Genomic DNA, 20242 nt, shown 5'->3' on the forward strand with positions numbered 1-20242 from the left:
CCGTATGCATTGTCGGTGTGCGTGTCGCTTGAGCGGCGCGGCCGCGATGCTGACAGGAGTGACGATCGAGACGGCCGATCGCGGTGATGCGCGGCGCGAACACCGCTCTTGAACAGCCTTGATTTGCGATGATTAGGTTGTCAAGTGCGCGTGAGTTCACCGCCGGAGCCGTCCGGATGCCGCTCCCGCCAGGTAAACAGTCCGGAGCGCTCGTACACCCACGGATACTGACAGACCATCTTGCGGGCACGGGTGAGACGGAAGCTGGCGGTGCCGATCAACAACAGCACGGCGGCGCTTGACAGATAGCCGGTCAGCGACCAAAGCACGCCTTGAAACAGGGCAAAGCCGAGAAACCGCGCCGCCGCGCCCAGCAGCGCGCAGTAGATCACCACCTGCCAGTAGGGTTTCCAGGTTCCGGCGACCGCCTGACCGGTCATGAACGCGGCGAATCCGGTCAGGATGCCGGTCACGCCGACAAACACCGTCAGCGAACTGCCGAGCCAGCCTTCGATCATCGGCGATCTCCCCCGGCCGCCATCAATGCCCGCCCTCGAGGTAGGCGGCGCGGATTTCGGGATTATTCAAAAGCTCGTCACCCGTTCCCGACAAGCTGACGCGCCCATTAACCAGCACGTAACCGCGGTGCGCCAGCTTGAGTGCGTGAAAGGCGTTCTGCTCGACGAGAAAAACGGTGACGTTCTGCTCGCGGTTGATCTCCTCGATCGTCCGGAAGATCTGTTTGACCACCAGGGGCGCCAGGCCGAGCGAGGGCTCATCAAGCAGCAGCAGCCGCGGCCGGCTCATCAGCGCCCGTCCGATCGCCAGCATCTGCTGCTCACCGCCGGACAGGGTTCCGCCGCGCTGATCGCTGCGGTGCTTGAGAATGGGGAACAGCTCGAACACCCGTTCGAGGTCACTGTCGAGGTGCGCCGGATTTCCGGTCGTGGCCCCCATCAGCAGATTTTCGAGCACGCTCATCCGCGCGAAGATGCGCCGGCCCTCCGGCGCCTGGGCAATGCCGGCGCCGATGATCGCGTGCGTCGGCCAGCGGGTGATGTCGGTTCCCTCGAAGCGGATCTCCCCGCGCGTCGCCGGCGGCTGGCCGCAGATGGTCATCAGCAGCGTCGACTTGCCGGCGCCATTGGCGCCGATCAGGGTAACGATCTCGCCGGCGCGGACCTCGATATCGACACCCCGCAGCGCCTCGATGCTTCCATAGAAGGTGTGCACGCCGGCAACGGACAGCATCTTCAGCCCTCGCCCTGGGTGCGCGCCAGATCGGCGGCGACGGCGTCCGGCAGGGCCTCGTCCTCCTCTTCGCCGAGATAGGCCTTGATCACCGCCGCGTCGTTGCGCACCGCGTCCGGCGAGCCCTCGGCGATCTTCCGGCCGTAATCGAGGACGACGATATGATCGGAAATCTGCATGACAACCCGCATGTCGTGCTCGATCAGCAGGATACCTATCTCGTGCTGGTCGCGGATCGAGAGCAGCAACTCGTTGAGCTCGGCGCTCTCGCGCGGATTGAGCCCGGCCGCCGGCTCATCGAGGCACAGCAGCACCGGGCGGATGCACATGGCGCGGGCAATCTCGAGCCGGCGCTGATCGCCGTAAGGCAGACTCGAGGCTACCCAGTCGGCGCGATCGACGAGTCCCACTCTCTCCAGCCAATAGCAGGCGATTTCAACTGCTTCACGCTCGGCATTGCGATATCGCTTGAGCCCGAGCAGGCCCGCGAGCGAGAACAGCGAGGCGCGCATCAGCCGGTTGTGCTGGGCGACGATCAAGTTCTCGAGCACCGACATCGCCCCGAACAGCCGGATGTTCTGGAACGTCCGGGCGACGTCCGCCTGCTGCGGGATGCGGAACCCCTCCATCCGCTCGAGCAGCATCGCGCCCTTGCGCGGATGATGCAGGGTCAGCCGGCCGACCGTCGGCTTGTAGAACCCGGTCAGGCAGTTGAACGTCGTCGTCTTGCCGGCGCCGTTCGGGCCGATGACCGCGGTGATCGCCCGGTCGCGGGCGACGAACGAGACATCGTCGATGGCAACGAGGCCGCCGAAGCGCATGGTCAGGTGCTCGACCGTCAGCAACGCGGGAAAACCTTCGCCGCCAAGGTGGGACGACGAACCCGCGATCGATGGCACCACTGGCGGCATCACGGCGCCTTCGCCGGACCGGCGGTGGGCACGCCGCCGCCGCGCTCAAAACGGGCAAGGCGGATGGTGGGCTCGCGATAGGCGAGCAGGCCGCGCGGGCGCCAGATCATGATCAGCACCATCAGACCGCCGAACGCCAGCATGCGGAAGTCGGACAATTGGCGGACAACCTCGGGGCCGCCGATCAGCACGACGGCGGCGACGACCACGCCCAACTGGCTGCCCATGCCGCCGAGGACGACGATGGCGAGGATGATCGCCGATTCGATGAAGGTAAAGCTCTCCGGGCTGATGAACCCCTGGCGGGTGGCAAAGAACGAACCGGCGAAACCGCCGAACATCGCGCCGATGGAAAAGGCGGTGAGCTTGGTGTTGGTCGGATTGATGCCGAGCGAACGGCAGGCGATCTCGTCCTCGCGCAGTCCCTCCCAGGCGCGGCCGATCGGCAGCTTGCGTATGCGCAAGGTAAAGGCATTGGTGAGCAAGGCGAGGACCAGGATCAGGTAGTAGAGAAAGATCACCCGCTGCAGCGGCGAATAGTCGAGGCCGAAGAACGAGCTGAACGTCGGCTCGCCATCGGTGGACGAGGCGGTGAACGGCAGCCCGAAGAAGGTCGGCCGCGGAATGCCCGACAGGCCGTTCGGCCCGTTGGTCAGCCCGTACCAGTTGATCAGAATGATGCGGATCATCTCGCCGAAGCCGAGGGTAACGATGGCGAGGTAATCGCCGCGCAGCCGCAGTACCGGAAAGCCCAGCATCATCCCGAACGACGCGGCGAGCAACCCGGCGAGCGGCAGGCAGATCCAGAAGCTCCAGTCGAAGTTCAGGGACAGCAGCCCGAAGCTGTAGGCGCCCACGGCGTAAAAGGCGACGTAACCGAGATCGAGCAGTCCGGCGAGGCCGACGACGATATTCAGGCCCCAGCCCAGCATGACGTAGGTCAGCACCAGGATGCCGATGTCGAGGATGTACCGGTCGGAGAATGGCATCAGCGGCAGGGTCACGGCGACGGCAACGGCGAGCGGGCCGAGGTGGCGGGCATAGCGCTTGAACGCCGCGCCCAGAGGGGTCGTAACGCCGCGCGCAGGGGTGATTCGCCGGCGGGAATGGAACAGCGCGAGGAAGAAGCGTCCGACGAACACGGCGGCAACGGCGAGGCCGACCCACGGCCAGCGCGTCTCCAGCACCAGGCCGCTCGAGACCTGCACGGTGTTGAAGCCGAGCAGCGGCGTGGCGATGACCAACGCCACCAGCGCGGCGATGACCGCCTCCTTCAGCGCCGCCACCAGCGGCGACGGGCGGCGCGGCGAACCAACGGTCTCGGCCGCGATCCCCACCTCGGCCATCTTGGCCTCGGTCATCTTGGCCTCGGGCGCCGGTGCGCTCATACTTTTTCCGCTTCCGGGCGGCCGAGCAGACCGGTGGGCCTGAAGATCAGCACCAACACGAGGATGCCGAACGCGGCGACGTCCTTGTATTCGATGGTGAAATAGGCGGACCAGAAGACCTCGATCAGGCCGATGAGCACGCCGCCGAGCATCGCCCCCGGCAGCGAGCCGATGCCTCCCAGCACCGCGGCGGTGAATGCCTTGATGCCGGCGAGAAAGCCGATGTAGAAGTCGATCACGCCATAATAGAGCGTGACCATCATCCCGGCGACGGCGGCCAGCGCCGCGCCGATGACGAAGGTCGTCGAGATCGTGCGGTCGACATCGATGCCGACGAGGGACGCCATCTTCATGTCCTGCTCGCAGGCGCGCTGGGCGCGGCCCATCGACGTGCGGGCGATCAGCAAAGAGAACGCCACCATCAGCACCACGGTCATGACAATAATGCCGATCTGCAGATAGCTGATCTGAACGGCGAAACCGTCCGGCTCCGTCAGCGTGAAGCCGCCCGGCAACACCGGCGGCAGCGACTTGACCCGCGCGCCCTGGAGGAGCTGAACGTAGTTCTGCAGGAAGATCGACATGCCGATCGCCGAGATCAGCGCCGTCAGCCGCGGCGAGGCGCGCAGCGGCCGGTAGGCGATGCGCTCCAGGGTCCAGCCGTAGACGGCGGTGAAGAACATCGCCGAGACCAGCACGATCAGCAAGGTCAACGGCATCCACGAGATGCCGAGGACGCCGAGCAGCAGGAAGGTGATCAGCGAGACGAAGGCACCGATCATGTAGACCTCGCCATGGGCGAAGTTGATCATGCCGATGATGCCGTAGACCATCGTATAGCCGATGGCGATGAGCCCATAGATCGCGCCCAGCGCCAGACCGTTGATCAGTTGCTGCAGGAAATATTCCACGCCTGTTCTACCTGTTGCCCGGCGGCGTCGCCCACGCCCGCGCGCGCCGCCCGTCCGGAATTCAACCTCGGCACCAGGAAAACCCGCACTTCTGCGCCCGCACCCATCGTGGCGCGCCGTGATCGCCCCTGTCTCAGCCCCCGGCCTGTGATCGCGAAGCGTTCGCCGCTCCGTCTTTCCCGGCGCCAAGATGTCACCGCCACCTCCGCTTGTGTCAAGCAAAAACCCGATCGCACGGCTCGCTGCCTGTACGCGTTGCCAGCGATCACCGTCGGTCGCTGCCTGCTGGCGGACGCGTTCTTCGCCGCGCCGATCATCGCGATGCTGGCGGTGGGCATGGTGGTCGGCGTACAGGCGCTCGCCGCGCTGGCTCTGATCGTGAAGGGGCCGATCGTCCTTGCAACGCCGAGGCTCGGCCACGACCTGCCCCCCCTGCATCAAACGCTCACTCATAGGTCAAATGGGGTGGAGACTGCTGGCTGTGGCGGCGGACGGTGACGCGGACGACACACTTCGCGGCGTCGCGGATGACTCCTCGCTTAAATCGAATAGATACAATTCGATACCGGGCTGAATTCAAGCGATGCGCGAACCCGAAGGCGGCGAGGCCATGGTGCCGGTGCGAAGCCGCGGCGCGGACGCGCGAGGACGGCTCGACTGCCGGTGCGGCGGGCCGAGCGCGACCCCGGCTGCGATCGCCTATTACCTTCAGGAATAACAGCTTTCCCGAGATAGGAGCATAGCTGCGCCCCGGAGCGCATCGCCGTTCACGGCATGGCTGATGCGTGGAATTTTTATCCCTATTTTGCGTGTGCGAACGTTGACTTACCGTGGCCGGCATGCAACGGTTGTTGAGCGAACATCGTCCGATCATCCTCGCGGGCGCCGTAACGGTCAGCCCGCGCGCGCTGAACAAACAAGGGTGAACCCCATGCCACCTACCGAACGCCCGCTTTCTCCGCATATCCAGGTCTACCGGCCGCAGATCACCTCGGTCCTGTCCATCCTTCACCGCATCACCGGCGTCGCGCTGACGGCGGGCACCTTGCTGCTGACGTGGTGGCTGGTCGCTGCCGCCTACGGTCCCGACTCGTTTGCCAACGCGCAGGCGTTCATCGGCTCGTGGATCGGCCAGTTGCTGCTCTGGGGCTTTACCTTCGCCCTATTCTACCACTTCGCCAACGGCATCCGCCACCTCGCCTGGGACTTCGGCTGGGGCTTCGAGCTGAGCAAGCTGCGCTGTTCGGGGATCGCTACCGTGGCGTTTGCGGGCGCGGCAACCGTCATCACCCTGATCGTCGCCTACGCCGTGGGAGCGTAAGACCATGACCTTCCGTTCTTCGTTGGGCCGCGTCCGCGGCCTTGGCTCCGCCAAGGAAGGCGTCGGCCACTGGTGGGCGCAGCGGGTTACCGCCATCGCCCTGGTCCCGCTGTTGATCTGGTTCGTCTGCGCGGTGATCTCGCAGATCGGCGCCGACTACTTCGCGTTCCAGGAGTGGATCGGCATCTTCGGCAATGCCCTTCTGATGATCCTTACCGCGCTTACCCTCTTCTATCACGCGCATCTCGGCATGCAGGTCGTGATCGAAGACTACGTGCATGGCGAGGCCGCCCGCATCGCCACCCTTCTCGCCGTCAAGTTCGTGCTGTTCGCGCTCGCCGCGTCCTGCGTGCTGGCGGTCGTCCTCGTCGCCCTCAGGAGCTGAGCTTCGATGTCCGCTGCCTATCCCATCATCGATCATACCTATGACGTCGTCGTCGTCGGCGCCGGGGGCGCAGGCCTGCGCGCGACCATGGGTCTCGCCGCCGCCGGCCTGAAGACCGCCTCGATCACCAAGGTCTTCCCCACCCGCAGCCACACCGTCGCCGCGCAGGGCGGCATCGGCGCCGCCCTCGGCAACATGGCCGAAGACCACTGGCAATGGCACATGTACGATACCGTCAAGGGCTCCGACTGGCTCGGCGACCAGGACGCGATCGAGTACATGTGCCGGCAGGCGATTCCGGCGGTGCATGAACTCGAGCACTTTGGGGTGCCATTCTCGCGCACCAAGGACGGCAAGATCTACCAGCGCCCGTTCGGCGGGCATATGCGCAACTATGGCGAAGCGCCGGTTCAGCGCGCCTGCGCCGCTGCCGACCGCACCGGCCATGCGATCCTGCACACGCTCTACCAGCAGTGCCTCAAGTTCAACGCCGAGTTCTTCGTCGAGTACTTCGCGCTCGATCTGATGATGGACAGCGACGGGACCTGCCGCGGTGTCATCGCCTGGAACCTCGACGATGGCACCATCCACCGCTTCCTCGGCCAGACCACGGTGCTGGCGACCGGTGGCTATGGGCGCTCGTACTTCTCCTGCACCTCGGCCCACACCTGCACTGGTGACGGCAACGGCATGGCGGCGCGCGCCGGCCTCGCCCTGCAGGACCACGAGTTCATCCAGTTCCACCCGACGGGGATCTACGGCTCCGGCTGCCTGATCACCGAAGGGGCCCGCGGCGAAGGCGGCTACCTGACCAACTCCGAGGGCGAGCGCTTCATGGAGCGCTACGCGCCGACCGCGAAAGACCTCGCCTCGCGCGACGTCGTCAGCCGCTCGATGACCATGGAGATCATCGAAGGCCGCGGCGTCGGTCCGGAGAAGGACCACATCCTTCTGCACCTCGAGCACCTCGGTCCGGAAATTCTTCACGCCCGGCTGCCCGGCATCACCGAAACGGCGAAAATCTTCGCCGGCGTCGATGCCACCAAGGAGCCGATCCCGGTCCTGCCGACCGTCCACTACAACATGGGCGGCGTGCCGACCAACTATCACGGCGAGGCCTTGCGCCCGACCGACGCCGATCCCGATGCGATCTGCCCGGGGCTGATGGCGGTCGGCGAATGCGGCTGCGCCTCGGTGCACGGCGCCAACCGCCTCGGCACCAACTCGCTACTCGACCTCGTCGTCTTCGGACGGGCGGCGGCGCTGCGCGCGGCCGAGGTGGTCAAGCCGGGCGGCTCACACCGTCCGCTGCCCAAGGACAGTGCCGACAAGGCGCTCGCCCGCCTCGATCGTCTGCGCCACGCCAGTGGCAGCCTCCCGACCGCCAAGATCCGTCTTTCCATGCAAAAGACGATGCAGAGCAACGCCGCGGTGTTCCGCACCCAGGAGGTGCTGGCCTCGGGCTGCAGCCAGATCGACGACGTCTGGTCCCAGCTTGCCGACATCAAGGTCGCCGACCGCTCGATGATCTGGAACTCGGATCTGGTCGAAGCCCTCGAGCTGGAAAACCTGATGACCTGCGCCAAGGCGGCGCTCTACTCGGCCGAAGCGCGCAAGGAGAGTCGCGGCGCGCACGCCCGCGACGACTTCCCGCAGCGCGACGACGTCACCTGGATGAAGCACACGCTCGCCTGGGTCGATGACGAGGGCAGCGTGACGCTGGGATACCGGCCGGTGCATACGTACACGCTGACCGACGAGGCTGAATACATCGAGCCCAAGGCACGCGTCTACTGATCGGCGCAGGCAAGAGAAAACAAGGAGGACCGAGATGGTCGAATTCAACCTGCCCGCCAATTCCCGCGTTAAAGAGGGCAAGGTGCACCCGGCGCCGGCGGGCGCCAAGCGCGTCAGGCGCTTTCGTATCTACCGCTACGATCCCGAGAGCGGCGAGAACCCACGGCTTGATACCTTCAGCATCGATCTTGACGCCTGCGGGCCGATGGTCCTCGATGCGCTGATCAAGATCAAGAACGAGATCGATTCGACGCTGACCTTCCGCCGCTCCTGCCGTGAAGGCGTGTGCGGGTCGTGCGCCTTCAACATCGACGGCACCAATACCCTCGCCTGCACCAAGCCGATCGAGGATATCAAGGGTGACGTTAAGATCTATCCGCTGCCGCACATGCCGGTAATCAAGGATCTCGTGCCCGATCTCAGCGTGCCCTACGCCCAGTATCGACTGATCCAGCCATGGCTGCAGGCCGATACGCCCCCGCCCGCGGGCGAGCGGTTGCAAAGCCCCGAGGAGCGCGAGAAGCTCGACGGCCTATGGGAGTGCATCTTGTGCTTCTGCTGCCAGACGAGCTGCCCGAGCTACTGGTGGAACGGCGACCGCTACCTCGGCCCCGCGGTGCTGCTGCAGGCCTACCGCTGGATCGCCGATTCGCGCGACGAGATGACCGGCGAGCGGCTTGACGCCCTCAACGATCCCTACCGGGTGTTCCGCTGCCATACGATCATGAACTGCACCAACACCTGCCCGAAGCACCTCAATCCGGGCAAGGCGATTGCGGAAATCAAGACGGCCCTGGCACAACGCACGCTTTAGTCGTGCTCCCAAGACGCGCTTCCGGGAGTCCCCGGGGGCGCGCCTCTGGGAGGCTATCCGGAAAGCAACCAGGAATTACCCTCGGCGGCGGGTTTGAAAATCCGCTCTCGGTTATCCCCGTTTGTGGTATTTATTGCTCGCCCAAGTGTGGTCGTCGCGAGCTTTGGAGAGAGGGTGTCGTTGTGTATCGCGCAAGCGCTTACCGACGGTCCAGCATGGCGTTCCCTCAACGGAATCGTTCCTTTAGGCCATTTGGGTGCTGCAAAATGCGCTTCGATCTGGCAGGGTAGCGGCCCATAAAAAGGGTGGAAACATCGCCCCGGGAGGCGCTCGCTCGTGACGGCCCAATATACAAAGAACCCGCCGCGGTCATGAATGCGCGTATACCGTCGAAAATGGAAAGCGAGCCTGCCGCGCCATGAGTGACGCTCCCCCGTTACGAGTCCTGCACGTCGCCGAAACGATCATTGGCGGTGTAAGCTCTTATTTTTCTGAAATTATTCCCTATCAGGCCGCCAAGCTCGGCAGCGATAATCTGCGGTTGCTGGTACCGCACGAGCATGCCTCCGAACTCGTCGGTGTCGCCGATCGCCTGATTGCGCGCTATCACCGCTCCGGTCGCAACACCAAGTCGCTGTGGGCGTTCGCTCGAGCGCTTGACGCCGAGTTGAAGAGCTTCCAGCCCACCGTCGTGCATATTCATTCGTCGTTCGCCGGTGTCGTCGCCCGGCCAATGATTGCGCTGATGCGCCCGCGACCGAGCGTCATCTACTGTCCGCACGGCTGGTCGTTTCTCATGGATATCCCGAGTTGGAAACGTCACACCTACGCGTTGATCGAACGCTCGCTGTATCGGCTGACCGACGTCGTCATCAATATCTCTCGTTACGAGGACCAGCAGGCCGCCCGTTTCGGTATCCTTCCGGACCGCTGTGTTGTCGTTCGCAACGCCATCTCGCCGGCATCGACGATGGGTATCGCCTCCAGCCCCTTCGATGAGCGCTACATCAACTTGCTGTTCGTCGGCCGCTTCGACCGGCAAAAGGGCCTAGACCTGCTGCTCCGGGCCATGGAACGATTGCAGGATACCCCGATCCGCCTGCATGTCATCGGCTCATGGGTACACGACGACCGGACGCTGCAGCCGCCGGATAACGTCAATATTCTCGGATGGATGCCAAGGACTCAGCTCGATACCTACTACGCATCGGCCGACGGCGTGGTGATGCCGTCGCGCTGGGAAGGATTCGGTCTGGTCGCCATCGAAGCGATGCGCAACGGTACCTCGGTCATCGCCAGCGACCGTGGCGCGCTGCCTGAACTGATCGAAAACGGCCGTACCGGCTACATCTTCAGCCTCGACGAAAACGATCTCAACGACCTGGAAGGCGTTTTACGCGGCCTTGACAAGCAAAGGCTCCGCGAAATGGGCGATGCGGCGCGCGCGCACTTCACCCAGTATTTCACCGCCGAGACGATGAACCGGAGCCTGATGGATATCTACACTGGGCTGCACGACGGCCGCGCCCGCCGGCAACCGGAACTGCAGTTCTCCCGCGGCAACCTGTGAGCGCCACCTGACGACCGGCGTCTTCGTCCCCTTCCCCAATGGACCAGACGCTGAGGCCATCTGAGCGACGGGCTCACCGACGCTGGCCGCACCCCATTCCTTGCGACGTCAAAGCGATTGCCGCACGGCCTGAGCAGCCGGTACCGTTGCCCAGGCCGTGCCTTTCGATGCTTGATATCCTTCAGGGTTTATAAGACGAAATCTGCGGCAGTCCATGCACTGGGCGGGGTGGCGCCGTCATTGACCTGGATCTCCATGTCAGCGCCGAGGTCGGCGTCGACATTGACCTGAATCAGCGAGTTCGAGCCCGAAGAGCCGATGCGGACCTGCCCGGCATCGGTAAACGCCGCCGTACCGATGAAGACGAAGGCCTGATCGCCCGGAACCAGCACGTTGGCATCGATGTGACTGAGGTCGATCAGATCGCCGGAAGCGGCACCAATGCCATTGAATACTGGAATGATATCGTGGCCAGAGCCCACCGGCGAATCAATCAGGGCGTCGAACTCGAAGACATCGTTGCCGTCCGAGCCGATCAGTCGGTCCGAACCCGGACCACCGATCAAGGTGTCGTCGCCCGAGCCGGCGTCGATCCAGTCGTTGCCCTTTCCACCCCAGAGCTTATCGTTCCCGGCGATCCCATAGAACGTATCGTTGCCATCGCCGCCATGCAGGTAGTCGCCCTTGAGGATTAATCCATGGATGAGATTGTCGCGCCCGTTTCCCCACAGCACGGCGGTCTGGCGCGTATCCCGCGGGTAAGCCCGCTCGATATATGGCGGCATCGCATAAGTGCCGTCGAAAATGACGGTATCCGTGCCGCCCAAGGTCGGGCTCGAACGTTCGAGCACGTCCGGCGTGGTTCCGTGGGCGAAGATATAGACGTCGTCACCGCGCAACCCTTCGAGCGTGATCGGTACCGTGGCGTTGATCAGGGTATCATTGCCGTCCGTGCCGGTCAGGTGTTTCGCTCCCGGCGGAGCGATGAAAATTCGATGAGCCAGTAAATAAGAATCAAGTCTTGCGGAAAGCTCCTCGCGCTTCCAGTCGCTCCCCGAGTCATTGGCGAGGTTCGTCCACTCGTGCGGATCAGAGTTGTAGTCGTACAACTCCTCCTGGCCGTTGTAATAGCGCGAGTAGCGCCAATTATCGGTCCTGATTGAAAAGCTGCCCAACACCGACGAGAAGGCCGCGCCGCTCCAACTTGTGTTCGGATCGCTGATCAACGGCATCAGGCTGCGCCCCTCATCGTTCGCCGGAATCGGCAACCCGACCAGATCGAACACCGTCGGCACGAGATCGAGGAGCTCAACGGCGTGATCGATCACCGTTCCCGGCGTGCCAATGTCAGGATCAACCACGATGAACGGAACGCGCGTGGACGGGTCCCACAGCACATGTTTATCGAAGGTATCCTTTTCGCCCAATTGAATGCCGTTGTCGCTCCACAGCACCACCGTCGTGGTCTTGTCGAGCCCGGTTTCCTTAAGCGCGTCCATCACCCGGCCGACTTGATCGTCGACAAACGTCGAGCTGGCAAGATAGCCCTGGAGCTTCGCTTTCCAGGCGCTGGTGGATAATGGCGTAGTGAGGTAAGGCGTATCGTTATCGTGAATCGCCGATGGAACGTCATCGAGATCGTGCGCCAGGTACGCCGGCAACTTGATTGTGTCCACAGGATACTGGTCGTAATACGACTGCGGCACGATCGGGGGATCATGGGGCCGGGTGATTCCTAGAGAGACGAAGAACGGCTGCCCTCCATTCGGATTGAAGTCACGCAGGAAATTCACGATCGTCGTGGTGTTCTGATAATCCTCAAGGTCTTCCGCTGGACCGGCGTAAGGGCCCTCGCCGCTATCGTGCGGAGCCGCCGTGTAACTGTCGAACAGTGTGTCAATCACCGGCGAACTGGGTGTGTGATACAGTTTTCCGGCGCCGACGGTGAGGTAGCCCGCCGCCTTGAGCTGGGCGTGGATCGTGTTTTCGGGGTTGACGTACTGGAACCAAAACGGCGATTGCGAATGGATGCCGGTCGTTGCCGGCGTCTCCCCGCTCCATACGCTCGCGCGCGACGGATTGCACAGTGCGATCTGGACATGGGCATTGTCGAACGACGTCCCTTCCGCAGCCATTTCGTCGATATGCGGCGTCATAACAGTCCCAGGATAGAGACTTTTTGTCGTCGGCCAGCAATTCAGATCGTCTATTGCTATGATTAAAATGTTTTTCTGTGGCACACCATTTACCCCAAGCTTCAATTCCACAGTAAATATCTGTTTCTCGTGCGCATTAATGCAGGACATATCTAATTTTTACATACCACGCTCCTTAATAACCGCCGGACAAGATCGCAGGACGCACTCATGACCGACCCAATCCGCATCGATGTGCTCCACGGCGCGCCCACGACGCCAGGGAAACGGCGGTGAACATCGGCACATCATTGCGATCAGAGCCTCATCCTGATCAAACGAGCGGCGCCGAATCATCAAACTGCTGGATTCGCATAACATCGGAGGCCGGGCGGCCAGACAGGCGAAGCTCGACGATTTGGCGCATCGGCAAGTGGACGTGGCGGAAGAAGCGCTTATACCCAGCACAGAGGACGTTTAACCCAGGCTCGCCATCCGGGGTCGTTGCCATCCTGTCCTTCGGGCAACCGCCGTAGCACAGCGCCAGGACATCACATTCGCGGCAGTATCGCGGCAGCGACAGCAACTTGCTCCGCCCGAAGCTGCGCTGCCGCGGCGAGGCGACCATATCGATCATCGGTTCAGAGGTAATGTTACCGAGGAGGTAACGAGGCTCGACGAAATGATCGCAGCTATAAAGATCGCCGGTGTGCTCGAGCGCCACTGAATTGCCGCACGTCGGCGAAAAGATGCAAAGGGTCGATGCTGAACCGAAGAACGTCCCTAACGTGACCTCGATAATCTGCACGTGCACGCGGCCAACGTCGTTGGCAAGCCATTCGTCGAAAACCGCGACCAGGAATGCGCCATACTGTTCGCCCGTTACCGAGCGATCGGTCAACGCCGTACCTTCGTTGTCCCCGGTCGCATTGTCGCGTTCGACGATCGGAATGAACTGTATGAATGCGGCCCCGACTTCATCACGGAAAAAACGGTAGACCTCGAGAGGGTGCTCGGCATTTCCCGCATGCACGGTTGCCAGAATGTTGAACGCGACACCGTGCTCGCGCAGCAGCTGCGCCGCCCGCCAGACGGCATCGAAGGTGCCGCGCCCGCGCTTGTCGACCCTGTAGCGATCATGAAGCTCCCGTGGACCGTCGAGGCTGAGGCCAACAAGAAACTCATGCTCGCGAAAGAACTGGCACCAGCTTTCGTTCAGCCGTGTGCCGTTCGTCTGTATGGTGTGACGCACGGTCATCCCCGGTTTGCGGTAGCGCTCGGCAAGCGCGACCGCCCGGCGGAAGAAGTCGAGGCCGATCAGCGTCGGTTCTCCGCCTTGCCACGACAGCGTGACCTCGTCGGTGCTGTGACTCTCGATCGTCTGGCGAACGTACGCGTCAAGGACATCGTCGTTCATGCGGAAGCGGCTGTCCGGGTACAGCGCCTCTTTCTTCAAAAAGTAACAATACCGGCAGTCGAGATTGCAGATCGCCCCGGTTGGCTTGGCCAGAACATGGAATGCTCGCGGCGGGGGGAAATGCGTTGCCCGTCCGGTCATTTCTCCCTCCGTTCGGCGGATTGTCGCAATGCATTCGCAAGCGCCGATGCCGCGCAACCGCGCGCTCGAACGACCCTACGGGCATCATCCACTGGCACGTCGGTGCTTACGGTTTTGTCGTCGAAGCCGTGGGCCGACCGCGAACTCGCCGCGGCGCGATGGCGCACCGAAAGCAATAGCGCCCCCTCGCCATTGCCGGCCGCAGTAAGTCCGTGAACCTCCGGCGCCGTCTTCATCAAGTCAGCAGGTCGTGTGTATAGCTCGAATGTAGTGTAGGAACGGCCGCAAATGGCTGGATTGAGCGTATTTGCGCCCTGTACGTAGCTGGGGAGCCACAAAACTCCCCTGCGCCGCGCGCTTGAGTTTGTAAGTCTAGGGTCGCATTTCGCCTGTCCCGATTGTGGACGCGACCAGCAAGGGGGCCGGAGGCCTGATTGGCGCCGCTCTGGCAAACGTTCGCTCGCCGCCTTTCGCAGCGCGACGATTCCGTGATTTTGGTAACGACGATAGAGCATCCCCCGCTCCCCACTCATCCCTCACCCTGCGGCCAAGCATCGCAGGTGAAGAACGAGAGTTCTGTGGTCTCCGACACGGTTGGGATATCGTTCACCGCCGACGGGCCGCTGAAGCTGTATCAATGGCGCTGCTTTCGGCTATAACCAAAACAACAAGAATTTATTGGCGCGCTGCCACATGCGGGCAGCGCTTGCCCGCAACACCCGAAGTAATCAGGGGGGGGAGGCGAACGCATGGAGACGAAACCGCGCATCCTCGTTGTCGACGACGAGCCGGACGTGCGGGAAATGATTGATGAATACCTCGCCGCGCACGGATTCATCGTCGTGCTGGCGGGCGGCGCGGCCGATGCGCGAACGATCCTCAAAGAGACCGACGTCGATCTGGCGCTGCTCGACGTTAATATGCCGGGCGAGGACGGGTTTTCCCTCGCTCGGCATATTCGGGAGCACGGCGACTGCGGCATCATCATGCTGACCGCAGCGTCGAGTGTGGTCGATCGAATCGTTGGCCTCGAAATCGGCGCCGATGACTATATCGCCAAGCCGTTCGATCCGCGCGAACTGCTTGCCCGCATCCGCAGCGTTCTGCGTCGCCTGTGCAACGCGCCCCCCGATACCAAGCCTCAGATGTCACCACCGGGCCGCCAAGTGCCGTTTGGTCGGTGCGTCCTCGACCTCGACGCGCGTCGACTCACTTCCTTGGACGGCGCCGATGTGCCGATAACCGCGATGGAGTTCGACTTGTTGAAGGCGCTCGCCGAACGGCCCAACCGGACACTCACGCGCGATCAGTTGCTCGATCTTGCGCACAACCGAGACGGCGATCCCTTCGACCGTTCGATCGACATTCGCATCGCCAGGATTCGTCGCAAGGTCGAAGAAGACCCGGCCAAACCGGAAGCGATCAAAACCATCCGCGGAGCCGGCTATATGTTCGTGCCGGCATCGCGCCGCAGCGGCTGACCTCCATGACCGTTTCCCACGCTCCGACCGGTCGAAACCGTCGCCGATGGTTCCGCGCCGCCGCCATGCTCATCGTCGCGATAGTCATGCAGGCGACGTCGGCCGCCGCCGCCTGCGCCCTGCGGGTCGGCTGGACTCCTTACGCGATTTATACGTTCACCGACGGTGACGGTGACGTGCGCGGCATCGACGCCGATCTGATCACCGCGTTGGCGCACGCCGTCGGCTGCACGACGCAGTTTTACCGCTTGCCGTGGGCGCGTATCCTTCTGGAAATTCAAAGTGGCGAGCTGGACGTCACGTCGTCGGCGAGCCGAACGGCGGATCGCGACGTTTTCGCCCTGTTCTCGCAACCCTACCGTCCGGCCCAGCGGGCGATTTATGTTCGTCGCAGCGAGGCAACGAAATATCCCCTGAACAGTCTGGCGGAGGTGCCACAGAGCGGAATGCGACTCGGCATCATCGTCGGCTACGACTACGGCGAAGAATTTCATCGGCTGGCGGGCGATCCCGCGTTTGCCGCCGCCCTCGACGGTGCCGTCGGCTATCAGGTCAGTATTCAGAAACTGCTCTTCAACCGGATCGACGGGGTCCTCGTCGACGACGCTGGCGTCATGATCGGTGAATTAAAGGCGATGGGGGTGGCGGACAGGGTCGAACGCCATCCACTGCGGATTGCCAGTGATCCGCTGCACTTCATGTTCAGCCGGGCTTCGATCAGTCCGGACATGGTCGAGGCGATCAATCTCAACCTTGCGCGTATGAAAACGGACGGACGCCTGCAGGCCATCTTCGATGCCTATCTCGAATGAGCGGTGTGGCACTGTTGCCGACCACACCTTTATTGACGTCGCTATCCGGTTCCTCGCATGAAACGCATCGGCGTCTGGCTGCGCGAGCGAATTGAAGACCTACCCCTGCGGCCAACGATCGCCGCCGCGCTAGTTCTTGGCCTTGCTCTACCGCTGGCAATCGCCGTGTGGAGCGATTTTTCCGAACGGCGCAGCACGTTGCGCGAGCATCTCGCTAGCGAACATCGACGCTTGGTCGAAGTGCTGGCCATCGGCATGTCGACACCGATCTGGGAGGTTCGTCCCGATACCGGCCAGCCGCTGATCGATTGGGTGATGCGTGACCCGCGCGTGATCGAAGTTAAGGTCAGCGGCGCATTGATGCCCGATTTCCTCACCGCCTCGGCGCCGGAGCGACAGAACGGCGGCGATGTCGCCCGTCTTGAACGGCCGGTCATTCGCGGCGACTCGGTCATCGGTCTCGTGCGCATCTCCGTGAGCACAGGCTCGGCCGATAGCGAAGTCACACGCCAGGCGCGTCGCGCCTTCATCGCCGGCGCCGCTGAACTCGCCGTCGGCCTGCTGCTGCTGTTTCCGCTGCTACGCCTTAAGGTCCTGCGGCCGGTCGAGCGCCTGGTGGCATCCAGCCGGGCGCTTGCCGGCGGCAATCTCTACGCCGATGTCGACGTGCGCCGCCGCGATGAGCTGGGCGTGCTCGCCCGCAGCTACGAGGAGATGTGCCGGGCGCTTCGGCGCCTGATCGACGACCTTGAGGCGAGCAACGCGCAGATGCGCCAGCGCGAAACCGAGCTCAACCGGCAAACCCAGGTGCTTCGCGCCACACTCGATAACATGACGGACGGCATCACGCTGATCGACCGTGATCTCGGCCTGAAGGCGTGGAATAACCGGTTCCTCGATATCTTCTCATTCTCGCCGGCCTTGCTGCGCGAAGGTCTGTCGATCATCGACTTGCACGCACTCGATGTCGCTCGCGGCGGCTATCCGAAGGCCGGTTCCGTGGACGTCATCAGGCGGATGAGCGACAGCTTTGCCGCCGGCCAGCCGCGGCAAAGCCTGCTGCACCGCCCGAACGGAACGGTGATCTCGATCCGTCGCCGTGCACTCGCCGACGGCGGCTTCGTGACGACCTACACCGATGTCACCGAGCAGATGGCGGCGCAGCGCAAGGCCGACGAAGCCCTTGCTCTGCTCGAAGCGGTCATGGACGCGGTTCCGGCGGTACTGCACGTCAAAGATCACAACCTGCGTTACCGCATGGTCAATCGCTACTTTCTCGAACTCTTCGGCCTGCAGCGCGAAGCTGTCATTGGCCGGACGGTCCACGAGATCTTTCCACCGGAATGGCTGGCACGCTTCGTCGACCATGGACCGGAGGTGCTCGATACCAACCGCCCGCTGCCGTTCTACGAATGGGCGGCGCAAATCCCCGGCAATACATCCGTCGATCTGCTGGGCACCAAAGTCCCCCTGTTCGAGGCCTCGGGAACGCTTTCTCACGTCGTTACGGTCGAAATCGACATCACCCAACGCAAACGGGCCGAGCGCGAACTGCGTGAGAGCGAAGAGCTTCATCGCCTGCTCGTCGATCTCGCGCCATTCGGCATCATGGTGCACGACCGCGCGCGCATCCGTTTTCTTAATCCCGCCGGCTGCGCCATTCTCGGCGTGCCGGATGCATCGCTGGTCCTCGGCATGCACGTGATCGATTTTGTCGCCGACGATGAAAAGGCGATCACCTTCGATCGGATTCGCCGGATGTTTGACCTGGGCGAGCCACTCGCACCCGAGGAGCGGCTCTTGCTGACCATCGACGGCGAGCCGATCGAGGTTTCGGCGGCGGGCGTGCCCGCGCGGCGCGGGGGAGAAACCCTCGCGCTCGTTGTTTTTCAGGACATCGGCGAGCGCAAGCAGGCCGAGCGCGCGCTCAAGGAGAGCGAGCGATTCTACCGCGAGCTGATCGAAGTCTCACCTTACGGTATTCTCCTGCACAATGACGAGGCCATCGCCTTCCTCAATCCCGCCGGTCAGCGCATCCTCGGGGTTGAGGGACCAGCGCAGGTCACCGGTCAACACTATTGCACCTTTGTTCATCCGGACGAGCGTGAAATGGCGCTGGCGCGGCTGAACCAGGTCCGCGCCGGTAGCGCCGTCGGCATCACCGAGCGTCGCCTGGTCACAACGGGCGGCGATAATATCGACGTTGCCATCGCCGGCGTGCCGCTGATGCGCGGTGGCCAGCGCCTGGCGTTCGTGATGTTTGGCGACATCACCGAACGCAAACGCGCGGAAACCGAACGTCATCGCTGGTTGCAACTTCTGCGTGACGCTATCGCCAGCATCCCGAACGGCTTTGCCGTGTTCGATACGTCGCGCCGGCTGGTCACCTGCAACGCAGCCTTTGCCGCGCTCTACGACGAGGACACGGAAACGCTCGCCGGATCATCAGCGATCGAGTTGATTACGCGGTTCTCCCGGCTGTCGAAAACCGTTCAGGGCGCCGAGGTCGCCGACGTCGCCGCCGACATCGACGGACTGTTGGACCAGCTGTGGCGGTCGGTGACATGGCCAATCGAAGTCGAACTGCGCGATGGCCGCTGGTTGCTGATCGCCCATCATCGCACCAACGAGGGCGGCCTTGTCATCGTCCGCACCGATATCACCGACCTGAAGCGCATGCAGCAGGCCCTGCGTGAAAGCGAGGAGCTTTACCGCCTTTTGGTTGATCTTTCGCCCTACGGGATCCTCCTGCACGACTGCCGAGCGATCGTGTTCATGAATCCGGCCGGCTCCCGAATGCTTGCCGCGATCGATACAACGACGATCGTCGGCCGTCACTACGGCAGCTTCGTTATCGACGCCGAACGCCCGGCGGCACTTGCCCGATTGCGGCGTGTCCTCGACAACGGTGAGGTGATCAAGGAGACCGAGCGTCGCCTCCTTACCCTAGATGGCCGCGAGATCACCGTCGCCACGTCAGCCGTGCCGTTCTTTCGCGGCGGCGAGCGGCTGGCGCTGGTGTTCTTCGTCGACATCAGCGAGCGCAAGCGGGCGGAGGACGAAATTGCCCGCCAGCGCGACGCACTGCATCAGGCGGAGAAGATGAGTGCGCTCGGCTCGTTGCTGGCGGGGGTCGCGCACGAGCTGAACAATCCGCTCTCGGTCGTCGTCGGCCGTGCCATCATGCTTGAGGATCAGTCGCTCGACCCGGCGATCATGGGGAGTGTCAGCAAGATCCGCATGGCCGCGGAACGGTGTGCCCGCATCGTCCGAACCTTTCTCGCAATGGCCCGTCAACAGGCGCCGATCCGGCTTCCGGTACGCATCGACGCGCTGATCGACACCGCCCTCGATCTGCTGACTTTCGAGCTGACCGGCGCCGGAATTGACGTCGAATGCAGACTCGACGCCGAGCTGCCGATGACGATGGGCGACGCCGACCAGCTCACCCAGGTGTTCAATAACCTGATCATCAATGCCAAGCAGGCAATGGCCGACGCCCCACCCCCCCGCCGGCTGGTCATCACCGGTTATCTCGATAGCGTCTGCGGACAGATCTGTGTGAGCGTTTCAGATACCGGGCCGGGCATTCCGGCGGAAATCCGCGCCCGGATCTTCGATCCGTTCTTTACCACCAAACCGATCGGCTTCGGAACCGGGATCGGGCTCGCGGTCTGCCGCGGCATCATCGAAACGCACGGTGGCACGATCACCCTTGGCATCGATGACGAGTCGGCCATCGGCGCCGCATTTACCGTACGGCTGCCGGTGGCGAACGGAAAGCACCCGCCGGGAGCGGTCCCGTAAGGCGATGGGATGCCCAGAGCTGGCAGACAAGGCTTCGCAGATGGGACGAGTGCGCACGCCGACGCCGAGGCAAAGTGAAAAAAAGCCAGCCGAGCCCCGCT

Annotated in this window: 16 protein-coding genes; 9 read left to right on the top strand and 7 right to left on the bottom strand. The window is 63.2% G+C overall.

The annotated features are described in order from the left end of the window. Window positions 1-140: 140 nt before the first annotated feature. The 5 genes from IPK66_11435 to livH are packed head-to-tail and all read right to left on the bottom strand — an operon-like array spanning window position 141 to window position 4461. A complete protein-coding gene (locus IPK66_11435; GenBank protein ID MBK8175843.1) occupies window positions 141-515 on the bottom strand; it encodes a hypothetical protein in 375 nt (124 codons plus the stop codon). A 25-nt stretch (window positions 516-540) separates the two neighbouring features. Further along, the gene (locus tag IPK66_11440) at window positions 541-1251 is read right to left on the bottom strand and encodes an ABC transporter ATP-binding protein (GenBank protein MBK8175844.1); all 711 of its coding nucleotides are present in this window, start codon (window positions 1249-1251) and stop codon (window positions 541-543) included. Between the two features lie 2 nt (window positions 1252-1253). After that, window positions 1254-2162 (bottom strand): ABC transporter ATP-binding protein, encoded by a 909-nt coding sequence (locus IPK66_11445; GenBank protein MBK8175845.1) that lies wholly within the window; start codon window positions 2160-2162, stop codon window positions 1254-1256. Next, the gene (gene livM / locus IPK66_11450; protein ID MBK8175846.1) at window positions 2162-3508 is read right to left on the bottom strand and encodes a high-affinity branched-chain amino acid ABC transporter permease LivM; all 1347 of its coding nucleotides are present in this window, start codon (window positions 3506-3508) and stop codon (window positions 2162-2164) included. Before livM ends, IPK66_11445 begins: the two co-directional genes overlap by 1 nt. Window positions 3509-3546: 38 nt before the next feature. After that, complete coding sequence (gene livH / locus IPK66_11455) at window positions 3547-4461, bottom strand: high-affinity branched-chain amino acid ABC transporter permease LivH (GenBank protein MBK8175847.1); 915 nt, start codon at window positions 4459-4461, stop codon at window positions 3547-3549. Here livH and IPK66_11460 point away from each other — a divergent pair. From IPK66_11460 to IPK66_11485, 6 genes are all read left to right on the top strand, one after another. After that, on the top strand, window positions 4441-4959 hold the full coding sequence (locus IPK66_11460; GenBank protein MBK8175848.1) for a hypothetical protein: 519 nt from the start codon (window positions 4441-4443) through the stop codon (window positions 4957-4959). The two genes, livH and IPK66_11460, sit on opposite strands and share 21 nt — an antisense overlap. A 433-nt stretch (window positions 4960-5392) precedes the next feature. Continuing rightward, window positions 5393-5782, top strand: coding sequence for a succinate dehydrogenase, cytochrome b556 subunit (sdhC, locus tag IPK66_11465; GenBank protein MBK8175849.1), 390 nt, complete (start codon window positions 5393-5395; stop codon window positions 5780-5782). Window positions 5783-5786: 4 nt separating this feature from the next. Further along, window positions 5787-6167, top strand: coding sequence for a succinate dehydrogenase, hydrophobic membrane anchor protein (gene sdhD, locus IPK66_11470; GenBank protein MBK8175850.1), 381 nt, complete (start codon window positions 5787-5789; stop codon window positions 6165-6167). 6 nt (window positions 6168-6173) lie between these two features. Then, window positions 6174-7964 carry a succinate dehydrogenase flavoprotein subunit gene (locus tag IPK66_11475; protein MBK8175851.1) on the top strand — a complete coding sequence of 597 codons (1791 nt, stop codon included), beginning with the start codon at window positions 6174-6176 and terminating at the stop codon, window positions 7962-7964. A 34-nt stretch (window positions 7965-7998) separates the two neighbouring features. After that, window positions 7999-8778: a succinate dehydrogenase iron-sulfur subunit gene (locus tag IPK66_11480; GenBank protein MBK8175852.1), complete on the top strand. Its 780-nt coding sequence runs from the start codon at window positions 7999-8001 to the stop codon at window positions 8776-8778. 418 nt (window positions 8779-9196) lie between these two features. After that, a complete protein-coding gene (locus tag IPK66_11485; protein ID MBK8175853.1) occupies window positions 9197-10348 on the top strand; it encodes a glycosyltransferase family 4 protein in 1152 nt (383 codons plus the stop codon). Window positions 10349-10536: 188 nt separating this feature from the next. On the opposite strand, the gene IPK66_11490 is transcribed toward IPK66_11485, so the two are convergent. Continuing rightward, window positions 10537-12588 (bottom strand): sulfatase-like hydrolase/transferase, encoded by a 2052-nt coding sequence (locus IPK66_11490; protein MBK8175854.1) that lies wholly within the window; start codon window positions 12586-12588, stop codon window positions 10537-10539. A 229-nt stretch (window positions 12589-12817) separates the two neighbouring features. Then, window positions 12818-14041, bottom strand: coding sequence for an anaerobic sulfatase maturase (locus tag IPK66_11495; protein MBK8175855.1), 1224 nt, complete (start codon window positions 14039-14041; stop codon window positions 12818-12820). A gap of 749 nt (window positions 14042-14790) precedes the next feature. Between IPK66_11495 and IPK66_11500 the strand changes: the two genes are divergently transcribed. From IPK66_11500 to IPK66_11510, 3 genes are read left to right on the top strand one after another with little or no spacing between them, the layout of a single operon-like run. Then, window positions 14791-15522, top strand: a complete 732-nt coding sequence (locus tag IPK66_11500) for a response regulator transcription factor (protein ID MBK8175856.1) — start codon at window positions 14791-14793, stop codon at window positions 15520-15522. A 5-nt stretch (window positions 15523-15527) separates the two neighbouring features. Then, window positions 15528-16334 carry a transporter substrate-binding domain-containing protein gene (locus IPK66_11505; protein MBK8175857.1) on the top strand — a complete coding sequence of 269 codons (807 nt, stop codon included), beginning with the start codon at window positions 15528-15530 and terminating at the stop codon, window positions 16332-16334. A 57-nt stretch (window positions 16335-16391) separates the two neighbouring features. Continuing rightward, the gene (locus IPK66_11510) at window positions 16392-20141 is read left to right on the top strand and encodes a PAS domain S-box protein (GenBank protein ID MBK8175858.1); all 3750 of its coding nucleotides are present in this window, start codon (window positions 16392-16394) and stop codon (window positions 20139-20141) included. The last annotated feature ends 101 nt before the right edge of the window (window positions 20142-20242 follow it).

This window comes from Rhodospirillales bacterium (genome assembly GCA_016712595.1).
Lineage (GTDB): Bacteria > Pseudomonadota > Alphaproteobacteria > Rhodospirillales > Defluviicoccaceae > Defluviicoccus.

What these genes read in the sequence shown, in the direction of transcription:
- IPK66_11480 (MBK8175852.1), top strand. Translation starts at nt 7,999, where the DNA reads ATGGTCGAATTCAACCTGCCCGCCAATTCCCGCGTTAAAGAGGGCAAG.
- livM (MBK8175846.1), bottom strand. Translation starts at nt 3,508, where the DNA reads ATGGCCGAGGTGGGGATCGCGGCCGAGACCGTTGGTTCGCCGCGCCGC.
- sdhC (MBK8175849.1), top strand. Translation starts at nt 5,393, where the DNA reads ATGCCACCTACCGAACGCCCGCTTTCTCCGCATATCCAGGTCTACCGG.
- IPK66_11495 (MBK8175855.1), bottom strand. Translation starts at nt 14,041, where the DNA reads ATGACCGGACGGGCAACGCATTTCCCCCCGCCGCGAGCATTCCATGTT.
- IPK66_11475 (MBK8175851.1), top strand. Translation starts at nt 6,174, where the DNA reads ATGTCCGCTGCCTATCCCATCATCGATCATACCTATGACGTCGTCGTC.
- IPK66_11485 (MBK8175853.1), top strand. Translation starts at nt 9,197, where the DNA reads ATGAGTGACGCTCCCCCGTTACGAGTCCTGCACGTCGCCGAAACGATC.
- IPK66_11440 (MBK8175844.1), bottom strand. Translation starts at nt 1,251, where the DNA reads ATGCTGTCCGTTGCCGGCGTGCACACCTTCTATGGAAGCATCGAGGCG.
- IPK66_11445 (MBK8175845.1), bottom strand. Translation starts at nt 2,162, where the DNA reads ATGCCGCCAGTGGTGCCATCGATCGCGGGTTCGTCGTCCCACCTTGGC.
- sdhD (MBK8175850.1), top strand. Translation starts at nt 5,787, where the DNA reads ATGACCTTCCGTTCTTCGTTGGGCCGCGTCCGCGGCCTTGGCTCCGCC.
- IPK66_11505 (MBK8175857.1), top strand. Translation starts at nt 15,528, where the DNA reads ATGACCGTTTCCCACGCTCCGACCGGTCGAAACCGTCGCCGATGGTTC.
- IPK66_11510 (MBK8175858.1), top strand. Translation starts at nt 16,392, where the DNA reads ATGAAACGCATCGGCGTCTGGCTGCGCGAGCGAATTGAAGACCTACCC.
- IPK66_11500 (MBK8175856.1), top strand. Translation starts at nt 14,791, where the DNA reads ATGGAGACGAAACCGCGCATCCTCGTTGTCGACGACGAGCCGGACGTG.